This window comes from Streptomyces sp. NPDC043876 (assembly GCF_056435825.1).
Genome location: NZ_JBWKDV010000003.1, coordinates 530570 through 542963, shown reverse-complemented (window position 1 = coordinate 542963; position 12394 = coordinate 530570). Strand labels below are relative to the sequence as shown.

General features: G+C 73.7%; 14 protein-coding genes. 7 read left to right on the top strand and 7 right to left on the bottom strand.

What is annotated here, in order from left to right:
- Nucleotides 1–9: 9 nt before the first annotated feature.
- Nucleotides 10–1131 (bottom strand): glutamate--cysteine ligase, encoded by a 1122-nt coding sequence (locus tag AC0693_RS11910; RefSeq protein WP_469316728.1) that lies wholly within the window; start codon nucleotides 1129–1131, stop codon nucleotides 10–12.
- Nucleotides 1132–1319: 188 nt separating this feature from the next.
- On the opposite strand from AC0693_RS11910, the gene AC0693_RS11905 reads away from it, so the two are divergent.
- Nucleotides 1320–1598, top strand: coding sequence for a GlsB/YeaQ/YmgE family stress response membrane protein (locus tag AC0693_RS11905; RefSeq protein WP_468465921.1), 279 nt, complete (start codon nucleotides 1320–1322; stop codon nucleotides 1596–1598).
- Nucleotides 1599–1709: 111 nt separating this feature from the next.
- On the opposite strand, the gene AC0693_RS11900 is transcribed toward AC0693_RS11905, so the two are convergent.
- The gene (locus AC0693_RS11900) at nucleotides 1710–1934 is read right to left on the bottom strand and encodes a hypothetical protein (protein WP_478801634.1); all 225 of its coding nucleotides are present in this window, start codon (nucleotides 1932–1934) and stop codon (nucleotides 1710–1712) included.
- 230 nt (nucleotides 1935–2164) lie between these two features.
- On the opposite strand from AC0693_RS11900, the gene AC0693_RS11895 reads away from it, so the two are divergent.
- Together AC0693_RS11895 and AC0693_RS11890 are read left to right on the top strand one after the other, a co-directional pair.
- Entirely contained in the window at nucleotides 2165–3388 is a 1224-nt protein-coding gene (locus AC0693_RS11895) for an FUSC family protein (protein WP_469335528.1), read from the top strand.
- Nucleotides 3389–3636: 248 nt separating this feature from the next.
- Nucleotides 3637–4413: a restriction endonuclease gene (locus AC0693_RS11890; protein WP_478801633.1), complete on the top strand. Its 777-nt coding sequence runs from the start codon at nucleotides 3637–3639 to the stop codon at nucleotides 4411–4413.
- Between the two features lie 34 nt (nucleotides 4414–4447).
- On the opposite strand, the gene AC0693_RS11885 is transcribed toward AC0693_RS11890, so the two are convergent.
- Nucleotides 4448–4888, bottom strand: coding sequence for an ATP-binding protein (locus AC0693_RS11885; protein WP_468465929.1), 441 nt, complete (start codon nucleotides 4886–4888; stop codon nucleotides 4448–4450).
- 199 nt (nucleotides 4889–5087) lie between these two features.
- On the opposite strand from AC0693_RS11885, the gene AC0693_RS11880 reads away from it, so the two are divergent.
- A complete protein-coding gene (locus AC0693_RS11880) occupies nucleotides 5088–5405 on the top strand; it encodes a hypothetical protein (RefSeq protein WP_468465931.1) in 318 nt (105 codons plus the stop codon).
- A 57-nt stretch (nucleotides 5406–5462) separates the two neighbouring features.
- Here the strand turns inward: AC0693_RS11880 and AC0693_RS11875 are convergent, their stop codons facing one another.
- Both AC0693_RS11875 and AC0693_RS11870 read right to left on the bottom strand, forming a co-directional pair.
- Complete coding sequence (locus AC0693_RS11875; protein WP_478801632.1) at nucleotides 5463–6764, bottom strand: extracellular solute-binding protein; 1302 nt, start codon at nucleotides 6762–6764, stop codon at nucleotides 5463–5465.
- A 233-nt stretch (nucleotides 6765–6997) separates the two neighbouring features.
- Nucleotides 6998–7237 carry a hypothetical protein gene (locus AC0693_RS11870; RefSeq protein WP_469316722.1) on the bottom strand — a complete coding sequence of 80 codons (240 nt, stop codon included), beginning with the start codon at nucleotides 7235–7237 and terminating at the stop codon, nucleotides 6998–7000.
- A 189-nt stretch (nucleotides 7238–7426) separates the two neighbouring features.
- Between AC0693_RS11870 and AC0693_RS11865 the strand changes: the two genes are divergently transcribed.
- Complete coding sequence (locus tag AC0693_RS11865; protein WP_478801631.1) at nucleotides 7427–7891, top strand: hypothetical protein; 465 nt, start codon at nucleotides 7427–7429, stop codon at nucleotides 7889–7891.
- A 115-nt stretch (nucleotides 7892–8006) separates the two neighbouring features.
- On the opposite strand, the gene AC0693_RS11860 is transcribed toward AC0693_RS11865, so the two are convergent.
- Nucleotides 8007–8927: a hypothetical protein gene (locus AC0693_RS11860; protein WP_478801630.1), complete on the bottom strand. Its 921-nt coding sequence runs from the start codon at nucleotides 8925–8927 to the stop codon at nucleotides 8007–8009.
- A gap of 128 nt (nucleotides 8928–9055) precedes the next feature.
- Here AC0693_RS11860 and AC0693_RS11855 point away from each other — a divergent pair, with 128 nt between their 5' ends.
- Nucleotides 9056–9682, top strand: a complete 627-nt coding sequence (locus AC0693_RS11855; RefSeq protein ID WP_478801629.1) for a nucleotidyltransferase domain-containing protein — start codon at nucleotides 9056–9058, stop codon at nucleotides 9680–9682.
- 36 nt (nucleotides 9683–9718) lie between these two features.
- Here the strand turns inward: AC0693_RS11855 and AC0693_RS11850 are convergent, their stop codons facing one another.
- The gene (locus AC0693_RS11850; RefSeq protein ID WP_478801628.1) at nucleotides 9719–10513 is read right to left on the bottom strand and encodes a TetR/AcrR family transcriptional regulator; all 795 of its coding nucleotides are present in this window, start codon (nucleotides 10511–10513) and stop codon (nucleotides 9719–9721) included.
- Nucleotides 10514–10702: 189 nt separating this feature from the next.
- Here AC0693_RS11850 and AC0693_RS11845 point away from each other — a divergent pair, with 189 nt between their 5' ends.
- Nucleotides 10703–12355, top strand: a complete 1653-nt coding sequence (locus AC0693_RS11845) for a CocE/NonD family hydrolase (protein WP_478801627.1) — start codon at nucleotides 10703–10705, stop codon at nucleotides 12353–12355.
- Nucleotides 12356–12394: the final 39 nt, after the last annotated feature.

The window sequence follows — 12394 nt, the reverse complement described above, 5'->3', positions numbered from 1 at the left end:
GGCCACCGCTCACCGGATCGTCAGCTCGGCGCACCGGGTGACGACCCCGGCCAGGGTGCCTTCGTCGGCCAGGAGCTTCCGTTGGACGCGCGCGCCGTTCCCGTGTTCCCGCAGCCGGGCGATCCCCTCCCGGACCCGCTCGTCGTCCCCGTGGTCCACCAGCGCCTCGCGCACGTGCTGGTGGAGGGCTTCGACGGCATGGGCCGCGGACGTCTCGCGCATCGTTTCGGGGTGGAGCAGGGGCCCGTCGAGACCCGAACGCCCCGCACGCCAGGAGGCCAGCCGCAGCAGGCCCGTGCCGATCCGGGCCGGTGGTTCGCCGCTGCGCCAGGCGCGGGCCGCCGTCTCGACCAGGCCGCGCACGAGGGCCGCCAGCAGGACGGGCGTGGCGGAGTCCAGGCAGACGTCCGCGACCCGGATTTCGACCGTCGGGTAGTTCGCCGACAGCCGGGCGTCGAAGTAGATCATGCCCTTGTCCCGCAGCACACCCGTGTCGATCATGGCCTGGACCTGCTCGTGGTAGCGGTCGGCGGAGCCGAAGACGTCCACCGGCCCGGCCGAGGGCCAGCGGTTCCAGACCCTGCTGCGGTAGCTTCCGTACCCGCTGTCCTCGCCCTGCCAGAACGGTGAATTCGCGCTCATCGCGGTGAGCACGGGCAGCCAGGGCCGTATCCGGTCGAGTACGGCGACGCCCTCCTCGTCCGACTCGACCGACACGTGGACGTGGCAGCCGCAGGTCAGCTGCTCCTGCGCGGTGAGGCCGAACTGCTCGCCCATCCAGCGGTAGCGCGTGCCCGTGTTCAGCGACGGTCGGACGGGCAGCGGCGAGGTGGCGAGGGCGGCCACTTGCGCCCCGCAGGACTCCGCGTACCGGGCGGCTTCGCCGCGGCACCGGCGGATCTCCTCCTGGAGGCGGCCCATCTCCGTCACCGGCCGGGTGGCGAATTCCAGCTGTTCCTTCTGCAGCTCCTTCTCGAACTCCTCGTGCTCGCCCTGCTCCTCGGCATCGCCGTCCGGCCGGAGCCAGACGGACCGCTGAGCCGCAGCCAGCACCGCTCCGGAAACGGCCACCGGAGCACCGCTGCGGCCGTCGACCAGCAGCAGCTCCTCTTCCACGCCCACACTTCGCATTCCGCCACCTATTGCTCAGGTCTCAGGGTGACGTGCGTCTGCCCTCCCGGCCAGGCGGCATGCGGAGGGGGCGGCCCGGGCGGCGCTCGCCGCCGGGCCAGAGGCCGGCGGTCCGGACGTTTGAAGCGCGTCAAACGGCGCAGACGAAGCCTGACACCAGCCTTATCCACAGAGGTAGGAGACGCATCATGGGCATCATCGCTTGGATCCTCATCGGACTGTTCGCCGGCCTCATCGCGAAGGCGCTGATGCCGGGCAAGGACCCGGGCGGCCTCATCATCACGATGCTCATCGGCATCGCGGGCGGCCTGCTCGGCGGCTGGCTCGGCAAGGTCATATTCGGCGTCGACTCGATCGACGGCTTCTTCGACCTCTCCACCTGGATCGCCGCCATCATCGGCTCCGTGATCCTCCTCGCCGTCTACCGTCTGGTCACCGGCAACCGTCGTCACCACAGCCACGCCTGACCCGGTACGACCCGCACGCACGGACCGGCCCGCCGCGAAGAACGTCTTCGCGGCGGGCCGGTCCGCTTCCGCAGCAATACGCCGGGCGAAGCTCCGGGGGCGGGTCCGCCGTCAGCCGTGGCCCCGACCCCGCCCTCTGTCGCCGCCGCCCTCGCGGGAGCGGTCGCGGTCGAGGTCGCGTTCCGTCCTCCGCTCCTGCATCCTCCGTACGTCCTGGGGGCTCTTGCCGACGCGGGCGCCCGGCTTGCTCGCCTCCGGGTGCACCGGATCCGGGCCGGGATGTTTCTGCGCCTGTTCCTCGCGTCCCTCGCCGGGCCCGCGCTGCCTGCTCTCCATGGTCCCCGTCCTCTCCCTGTCCGCGCGCGCCTCGCGTCCGGTCACCTCCGGCCGGCCCGGGCGCACTGCCACACAGTGCGCGGCTACCCGCCCGGTGGTGCCGTAGACGTGCGCCGGGGGCCGGGCCGCGCCCCGGCCGGGCGAGCTCCGGTCGCGTTCCGCGCGTCGGCGGACAGAGAATGGATCACCCGTACACGCGTCATCAGGCCAGGTCGGGGCAGGACCGGAACATGCCGGAAATGATCAGCAGGCTCGTCACCCGTGTCGCGCGGCGCCGCCGCGAACCCGTCGCCGTCCAGGCGCTGCGGTCCACCGCGGCCGCCGTCGTCAGCTATGTCATCGCACTGCACCTGAGCAGTGAGCCGAGCCCGCTGACCGCCCCGCTGACCGCGCTGCTCGTCGTCCAGGTCACCCTGTACTCGACCCTGACGACCAGCATCCGCCGGGTGAACTCCGTGGTCGTGGGTGTCCTGATCGCCATCGGTTTCAGCGCGCTCGTGGGTCTCACCTGGTGGAGTCTCGGCCTGCTCATCCTGGCCTCGCTGGTGGTGGGTCACCTCGTCCGGGTCGACGAGTTCGTCCCCGAGGTCGCGATCAGCGCCATGCTGGTCCTCGGTGTCACCCAGGTGACCGACACCGCCTGGGACCGGGTCCTGGAGACGCTCATCGGCGCCGTCGTCGGTCTGCTCGTCAACCTGCTGCTGGCGCCGCCCTTGTGGGTCGGTCCGGCGGGCGCCGCGATCACCGACCTCGCACGGCGCATGAGCGGGCTGCTCGACCACCTCGGCGAGGAACCGCTCGGGCCCACCAGGGTCGCGCAGGCCGCGGCCCGGCTCCACGAGGCCCGGCGCCTCGACAACGACATCGCCCTGGTCGACGCCGCCCTGCGGCAGGCCGAGGACAGCCTCCGGCTCAATCCGCGCGTGAAGGAGGGGCTGCTCTTCCGGCTGGTGCTGCGCACCGGCCTGGACACCCTGGAGATCTGCGCGGTCGTCCTGCGCGTGGCCTGCCGCACGCTCACCGACCTGGCCAAGGCGCGTCCCGACGGTCCGTACTTCGACGCCGGGACGACGACAGCCCTGCAAGAGGTGCTGCGCCACACCGCGATCGCCGTGCAGAGCTTCGCCCAGCTGATCACCGCCCAGGTCAGCGCCAACGCGGAGGAGGCCGAGGCGCGGCTGACCGGAGAGCTGGCCGTGGCCCGGTCCCACCGCGACGTGCTCGCGGAGCGGCTCCGGGACGCAGCCAGGGCCGACCCGGAGCACTGGCAGCTGCACGGCGCCCTGCTCACCGAGATCGACCGGGTCCTCGACGAGCTGGACGTCGACACGCGGTCCCAGCGCCTGCTGGAGGAGCTCGACCACCACACCCGGAGCCGGCGCACGGTCTCCGTACGGGGCCGGCTGCGCGCCCTCCCCCGGGACCTGCGGCGGGGTCTGGGCCTGCCGAAGTGACGGTCCATCCCCCGCGGTGACGGATCGCACCCGCCGCATCCCGTTTGAGGCACGGATTCCCGGCCAGACGAGGGGAACACATCTCCCGCGCGCCAGACCGAGGAGAACGGGGGAGGACACCCGGGCGGGCGCCGCCGAGCGCTGAACCCGCACCACCACCGAGGTCCGCCGCGGTCCCGAGCCCCTCCGTCCGAGGGCTCGGGACCGCGGCGCGCGTGCACGTGAGAACGAGAGAGGGAGGCTCCCGCATGAGGTCCTCGGAGCATGACGTACACATATCCCCGGGCCGGCCCGGCCGCGGCGCCGCACCCCTGGCGCGCGACGTGGTCCTGGCGGTCGGGCTGGTGGCCATCTGTGTCGGAGGCCTGGCCGTCTTCCTCCGCAGCACCGGACTGGCCGGGGCCAGGCCGTTCCTGATGCCGCTCGCCACGGTCCTCTTCCTGGCGGCCGGCGTGGCGATGGCGAAGCGGGCGGTGTCGCCCGGCCGCCGCCCCGCCCGCTCCCGCCACCTCCCCGCGGACCCGACCGGCCCGCTCGACCCGCTCGACGTGCCGGAGGTGGCTGCGGGGCCCGCTCCGGAGCTGCCCGGCATCGACTCCGGGGCGCTGGACCACGAGGCCGTCGACGCCGACGGTTTTGAGCACGCGGTGGCCGCGCTGTGCGCGCGGGACGGGTGCACGGCGGTGGAGGTGGTCGGCGGCGCCGGCGACCTCGGCGCCGATGTCATCGCCACGACCGCCGAGGGGGTCCGCCTCGTCCTCCAGTGCAAGCACTACGGGGAGGGCAACCGGGTCGGCTCGCAGGACCTCCAGCGCTTCGGCGGCACCTGCTTCGCCGTCCACGAGGCGGACGTCGCGATCCTGGTGACCACCAGTTCGTTCACCGCCCCGGCCGTGGAGTACGCGGCGCTGTGCGGCATCGTCTGCGTCGACGGGGACGCCCTGGCGGCGTGGACCGACGCGGGGGCGCCCCCGCCCTGGGAGGCGGCGGGCGACGACACCACGAAGCGCCTCCCGGTGGCCTGAGCCCCGGTCACCCGCTCCACGAGCACCCGCCCCCTCACCCCTCCGGTTCCGGGCGCGGGTGCTCGTGGAGCGGGTCGGGTCCGGCCGGCGGCGGACGGAAACAGGCCGTGATCGCCTTGCCGCCGTGGCGGGCGTGCACGTCCCACGTCTCGGAGAGCGCGTCGATGATCGCCAGTCCACGGCCTGACGTGGCCGTGCCGCTGGGGTCCCGGGGGCTGGGGATGTGCGCGTCCTCGTCGCTGACGCTGACGTGCAGGCACCGGCTGTCCCAGGTGAGGACCAGCTGGGCCGGGCTGTGCGCGTGTACGTGCGCGTTCGTCACCAGCTCGGAGACCGTCAGGAGGATCGCGTCGGCCGTCTCCGGGGCCTCGGTGATCCACGGCAGCGTCTCCAGGTGCTCCCGCGCCCAGGTGCGCGCCGCGCGCACCCCGGACGACACCGGGAACGATCGCGCCCAGCCCACTGCTCGCAGCATGATGTCCTCCTCTTCCTCTTCGCGGTGGGGCGACGGGGAGATCCCGCCAGGGCGCGTGTGCCCGGGATCGCGAGCGCCAGCCGTCCCGGGCCGCACGCGCGGCGTTGCGACGGCCGTTCGAGTCATCCCGGCACTCCACTCGGGGCCGGTACGCCGCCCGAGGGGGATTTCTCCCGCGGGAGTGGGCATCCGCTCACGCATGACTCTCTACGTCGTCACCGTCCCCGGCACGCTGCTCACCGAACTCACCCCGGAGGCCCGTGCAGAGCTGCTCCGCGCGCTCCGTCCGGCGGACCCCCGCAGCACCGACCTCGGCGTCGAGGAGAACCTGGACATCCTGTCCCTGTACTCGGGGTCCTCGGCCTTCGCGCTGCACCTCGAAGTCGAGGCCCCGGACACGGCGAGCGGTGAGCGCGAGGCCCTCGCCCTCGCCTCGGCGGCCCTGCGGAGCGCCGGGCTGAGCCCCGAGGCCGCTCCGCTGGGCGATCCCGTCATCACCGGCATCTCCGCGGGGTGACGGGCGTACGGGCCCGACCGCGTCCGGCGGCCGCTTCCCGGTTCTGCTTCCCGGCGGCTACTTCTCGGCCTTGTGCGCCGCGGCGGCGATGCCTGCCAGGACGGCGGGCGGCCGTCCCCCCGGCTGCACGGCTTTGCCGATGTTCTGCTTCATGTCCTGGCTCACCCCGGCCCAGGACTTCTTCCCGACGGGATAGAGCCGGGACGAGGGCAGTGCCTTGAGGAAGACCTGGAGCCGTGCGGTGGCGGGGTCGGTGGACTTCGTCATGGCCTGGTAGCCGCTGGTGGTGACGGGCAGCAGCCCGTACTTGCCGGTGAAGGCCGAGACGTTCTTCGCCTCGTAGAGGCGGTCGAGGAAGTCGCCGACCTCCTTGGGGTGCCCGTTGCGGAAGGCCATCGCCCAGTCCGCGACGCCCATGGCCGTCGGCTCGGAACCGTCCTCCGTGGGCAGCGGGACCATGCCGATCCGGATCCCCTTCTCCTGCGCCTGCTTGACCAGGGTCGGGTGGCCGTTGAGGATGCCCACCTCGCCGCGGACGAAGGAGTCGAAGGCGCTCTGCCGGTCCAGCCGGCCCGGCTGGACGGGGCCGGTGAGGCCCTGGCCGACCAGTTTGTCCCGGAGGAACTCGAAGGTCTTCACGTTCTGCGCCGAGTCGATCGCGTACCCGTCCGACTCGTTCGTGTAGCCCCCGCCGCCGGACAGCATCCACATCATCGACTCCGCCTGGGCCTCTTCGGGGCCGAGCGGCAGGGCGAACGGCGTCGGCACGCCGGCGGCCTTCAGCTTCTTCGCCGCGCTCACGAGGTCGGCCCAGGTCTTCGGCTGCCACGACGCGGAGCCGTCCTTGGCGATGACGCCCGCGTCGGCGAGGAGCGTCTGGTTGTAGAACAGCAGGCGGGTGCTGGCCACGAACGGCAGGCCGTACTGGTTGCCCCGCACCTTGCCGGCTTCGGCCAGCGGGTCCAGGAAGTCGGCCTCGGTCTTGACGGAGAGCAGTTCGTCGGCGGTGTAGAGCTTCCCGGCCTCCGCGTAGTCGGCGTAGGCGCCGATCTGCGCGATGTCGGGTGCCTTGCCGTCCTTGACCATGGCCGCGACCTTGGCGTCCACTTCGGACCAGGACACCACGTCGACCTTGACGTGTACGCCCGGGTTCGCCTTCTCGAAGTCCGCCGCGAGGTCGTCCCAGTAGGGCTTGCTGGAGTTCGCCGGGGTGTCCCCGTACTCGGCGGCCACGATCCGCAGGGTCACTCCACCCGCGGCCGAACTGCTCCCGCACGACGTCAGGGTGAGGGAGGCGAGGCAGAAGACCGCGCCGACCGCGCTCAACCTCGGGAAACTGCTCCGCACGTTTCGATCCACCCTCTCGTCGCACCGACTACCGCGGGTATGGTCTACACCACCCTCGGTCCCCGCCGCACCCCCCTGGATCACGGAATTTCGATCACTTCCAGATCACCACGAGACGAAACAGGGCCAAATCGAGCCGAACGAGCTCCGCGCCGCCGCGGCGGGCCGCCGCTGCCGCTGGAAATCCAGCAACGGCGCACCGCCCCCGATCAGGCCCGGGGGCGGTGCGCAGCGAACAGCGGGGGTCAGCGGTTGCCGAGGTGCGCGCCCTTGATCCAGTCGCCCTCGCCGTCCTTCGCGCAGTTCGAGGTGTAGACCGGTCCGAAGTTCGCGGGAACCGCGGCGGCGGACGAGCAGTTGGACGAGAAGGCCTTGTGGCCGCCCGAGAAGTAGTCGATGTCGACGCCGTCGTTGGCCAGGGCCGCACCGGCTCCGCCCAGCAGGATGCCGGCGGCGAGGACGGAGGCGGTCACAGCAGAACGCATACGCATGATTCTCCTAAAGACGTACAGGACGTCGCTCCCGTGAATGGGTGCGTCGACCGGTCCAACCCCCCAAGGCCACCGCGGGGAACGGGCGTTCACTCCAATGCCTCTGCAGTAACGTTTCGACACCGTCCCGGCCCGGCCGGTGGCGGGGAGGGTTGGGCGGCTCCGGCTGGGTATACGGGGCGCATGTCCGGAGCACACGCACGTCCGACGAGCACACCCATGCGGCCCGACCACGACACGGCACAGCCGGGGGTCCGGCACCGGCGGCGCCGGGGATTCGGCAGGCGGATACGCCGCCGGCTCTTCGCGTACCGCGACATCGAGTTCCTCTCCACCCACCTTCCCGGCGACACCGGCCCCGCGGAGGAACGCCTGCTGCTGGTCCACATCCGCCGGGTGGTCGGCCAGGTCCGCTACCGGATCTGCCCCACCTGCGCGGAGGGCGTGATCACGGGCATCGAGATCGACGGGGACCTCCACAGCACCGGCGCGGGCACCCGCGCGCTGTCCCACCTGCGGTCCCGCCATCCCGATGTCAGCTGGTCCAGTACGCAGGAACTGCGCACCACCCGGGACCTGTTGCGGCGCATGCGCATCCGCACCGCCACCACCGGCACCCTGTGCCCGCACACGGCTGCGCCGCGGTAGCAAGGGTCGGCCGGGGGCGGAACGCGCCGGGGCGGAACGCGGCCGGCCGCCACAGCCGACGCGTCCGGGCCCGGGGCCCGGACGCATAGGGCGCACCCGCGTGGTCCGTCGGCGCTCAGGCCGGGGGCGTCCCGCCGCCCAGGGCGTCCAGGGCGCGGCGGGCTTCCCGTGCCGCCGTACGGGCCTGCTCCGCGGCCTGTGCGGCCCGGCGGTGGCGCTCGGCGAGGTCCTTCTCGGCGGCACGGAGCCGGGAGCGTTCCTCGCGGGCCCGGTCGAGCTGTTCCCGTAGTCCGGCGATCCGTTCGTCGGCGGCGGCGACCCCGGTACGGGCCCGGGCCAGCTCGGCATCCAGGCGCGCGAGCTCCCGCGCCGCCCGCTCCGCTTCCCGCGCGGTGCGGTCCGCCTCCCGTGCGGTGCGCTCCGCCTCCTCGCGGGCCCGCGCCTCGGCCTTCGGGTCCCGGGGCGGGGCCGGCGTGCGGGGCGACCGGGCGGACTTCGCCGCCGGTGTGCCGGACGCCGGACGTGCGGGCCGCGCCGACGCGGCGGGAGCGGGCTCCAGGCCCGTGAAGCCGACCGCCGGGGAAGGGGCCTTCGTCAGGACGCCCCGCGCCCAGTCCTGACCCGCGTCCGGGTCGGCCAGGACCCCGTGGAGGATCTCCCCCACCTCGCGCTGGACCCCCTCGGACACCGGGTGCCCCGCCTCACCCGCCAGGCGGCCGGCCTCGCGGGCCAGCGCCTCGATCACCACGTGCCGCTGGTGGGACAGTTCCCGCAGCTCCTCCCCCGCCGGCGACCGGTGCGCCGCGCGCAGCGCCTGCCCGAGGTCCAGCAGCTGCCGGGCCCGCTCCGCGTCCGCGCGGGCGAGGACGTTCGCGGCCCACACGGCGAGCGCCGGTCTGCGCAGGGCCGCGACGCGCTTGGCCCGCGCCGCGTCACCGGCCGCGCGGGCCTCGGCCGCGAGCGCGTCCCGGGCGGCCGTGAACTCTTCCGGCCGCAGCCCGTACAGCCCGTATACCCCGTCATCGGCATCCACCACGGCACCACTGTCGCCCACGGTCCGGGTTCCGGCGCGGACCGCCCCGCCCGTGGTCGCGCCGTGGCGGCGCTGCCCGCCCGGTCAGGGCGGGGCGGGGCCGGGCGGCGGTTCGCCGGTACGGTGGTCCGATGAGCGAGGAACTGCCCCCGGGCGGCGCGGAGATCACCGAAGTCGAGGCCGAGGCCCGCTGGGGGCGGGCCTGGAGTCCCGCCGAGGTCGCCGCCCGGCTGGCAGGCGTCCGGGTGCCTTGGTACGTGGCCGGGGGCTGGGCCATCGATCTGTTCGTCGGCGAGCCGACGCGCACGCACAGCGACCTCGAAATCGCGGTACCGGCCGCACGGTTTTCCGAGATCCAGGCCGCGCTCCCCGGTCTCGCCTTCGACGTCGTGGGATCCGGCCGCATCTGGGAGCTGACCCCCGAGGCCGCGGGGCGGGCCCACCAGACCTGGTTGCGCGACCCGTCCACCGGGGACTTCCTGGTGGACGTGTTCCGCGAGCCGCACGACGGTCCGACGTGGATCTGTCGGCGGGACCCGTCGGTCCGCCTGCCCTACACGAGCGTCATCCGCCGCACACCGGACGGCATTCCCTACCTCGCGCCGGAACTGGCGCTGCTGTTCAAAGCCAAGGCGGTGCGCCCGAAGGACCAGCAGGACTTCGCCGCCGCCCTGCCGCTGATGGACGACAGCGCACGGCAGACGCTCGCCGCGCTCCTCGACCGGGTCCATCCTGGGCACCCGTGGCTCACCCCCTAGTGCTGTGGCATCGGCCGCGGGGGCCCGTCCCGGCGGTCAGGCCCGTGCCGTGAGACCGGTGATCATGCGGTCGAGAAGGCGGTCGAACACGTCCTCGGGGGCGGCCGCGGGACGGCCGGCGGTCGCCGCCAGGGCCTCGGCGAGGCGGGGGTAGGTGCCGGCGGCGACCACGCCCTGGAGGTAGCGGGCCTGTGCGTCGTCCGGTGCACCGGCCGGACGGTCGGCGGTCCCGGTCGCCTCTTCCTGAGCGAGTTCGTACGCGACGTGGCTCGCCACGAAACCCGTGAGCAGGCTGAACGTCTCCAGCCGCGCCGCGGCCTCCAGTCCGGCGGATTCGAGGACGGCGAGCGCGTACTCCACGACCCTGAGCGTCCGGGGCCCGAGGGTCTGCCGGGTGTTGAGCGCCGCGGGCAGCCAGGGGTGGCTGCGCATGATGGCACGTTGCTCGTGGGCGAGCCGGCGCAGGTCGGCGCGCCAGTCGCCCGAGGGCGCGGGCGGGATCCGGTGGTCGCCGCTGACGCGGTCCACCATCAGCTCCAGCAGCGTCTCCTTGTTGGGAACGTAGCTGTAGAGGGACATGGTTCCGGCGCCGATGCGGGTCGCGATGGCGCGCATCGTGACGGCGGCCATCCCCTCGGCGTCCGCGAGGGCCACCGCCTCCTCGGTGATCGCGGCGCGGCTGTGCGTGGGCGGCCGGCCGAGCCTCGGGCGCTCGGGTGCCAACCAGAGCAGCTCCGGATCCACTCCGGCCTTGCGGCCACCGGCCTTTCCGCCGGGTGCGGCGGACCTGCCGGAGGCACCGGACGCCCCGGATGCTCCTGTACGGGCCACGGTGGCCTCCTCTCTCCCGGCGCCCATCCAACCATCCGCTATTCTCGTACACCGTACGAGAAGTGCGAGAACGCTGACGGACCTGCCCGCTCCATGAATCGAGGCACTGTGACGACGCCCGCGCCCACGACACCCCCGCCCACCGCGCCCCGGTCCGCCGCGCGGAAACCGCCCCTCTCCGTCCGCCTCATGCGGCGGTCCCTGCGCGGCCTGCCGCCGAAGCGCCACGACATCGCCTGCGCAACCGGCCTCGCGGTGCCCGCCGCGGACGGCAGCGCGCTGCTGACGGACCATTACTCCCCTCTGACCGACGGCGACTTCCCCACGCTCCTGCTGCGCTCCCCGTACGGGCGCGGCTTCCCCTGGGCGCCGATGTACGGCGTGCTCCTGGCCGAGCAGGGGTTCCACGTGGTCCTGCAGAGCTGCCGCGGGACCGGCGGGTCCGGCGGTGAGTTCCACCTGTGGCGCAACGAGGCCGCGGACGGCCTGGCCACCGTCGCCTGGCTGCGTCGGCAGTCCTGGTTCACCGGCGTGCTGGGGACGATCGGCCCCAGCTACCTCGGCTACGTCCAGTGGGCGCTCGCACTCGACCCGCCGCCGGAGCTGCGCGCGATGGTGGTCCAGGTCGGCCTGCACGATCCGCACGCCTTCTTCCACCCCGGTGGGGCGTTCTCCCTGGAGAACACCCTGCTCATCACCATGGGCATGGCCAACCAGCACCGGGGAGTCCGCCGCTTCGCCCGGGCCACCCTGCGGCTGCAGCGCCACCTGAAGAAGATCGTGCGCACCCTCCCCCTGGGTGATGCGTACGCACCCGGCCTGGGCGGCCACGCGCCGCTCATGGACGAGGCGATGGCCCACCCCGACGCGGCGGACGCCCACTGGCACGGCGCGGACATGGGAGCGGTGGCCGACCGCCTCGCGGTGCCCACGAGCCTGGTCACCGGCTGGCACGACGTGCTCCTCGACCAGACCCTCCAGCAGTACGACCGCCTGCGGCGCGCCGGCTGCGACACCGCGCTGCTCGTCGGCCCGTGGACCCACACCTCCGCTCTCCAGCGGGGCTGGCCCGAGGTCTTCGCCGAAAGCCTCGCCTGGCTGCGGGCCCACCTCTGCGACGATCCGTCGGGGCTGCGGGCCACCGGGGCGCGGGTCCACCTCGGCGGCCACGACACCTGGCTGGACCTGCCCGACTGGCCCCCGGCAGGGCGGGAGCGGCGCTGGTACCTCGACGGCGGCGCCGGCCTCGCCCCCCGGCCGACCGAGAACACCACCGCGCCGCCGGTGTCCTTCCGCTACGACCCCGCCGATCCGACGCCCTCGGTGGGCGGTCCCCTGCTCTCCCCCGGGGCCGGCCGCCGGGACAACACGGCCCTGGAAGCGCGGGACGACGTACTGACCTTCACCTCCGCCCCGCTCGACGAGCCGGTCCGCATCCTCGGGCCGGTGCGCGCGGAGCTACGCGTCGGCGTGGACGGCGGGTACGCCGACGTCTTCGCCCGGCTGTGCGACGTCGACCCCGGGGGCCGCTCGACGAACGTCTGCGACGGGATACGACGGCTGCGGCCCGCCGAAGCCGCTGAGGCGGCGCCGGGCCCGGCCGAGGCGCCCGCGGTCACGGTCGCCATGAGTTCCACCGCCCACCACTTCCCCGCCGGACACCGGATCCGTCTGCAGATCAGCGGTGGCGCGCACCCGCGCGCCGCCCGGAACACCGGCACGGGCGAGCCCCTGGCGACGGCCGTGCGGCTCGTACCGTCCGTGGTCTCGCTCCACCACCCGTCCGCGCTGGTCCTCCCCGCGGTCGCCGCGGATCCGGCCGCAGCGAGCGGGAGGAAGTAGGCCGTTCCGGCGGCCGCCCCCCTCCCGCACTACCCTCGC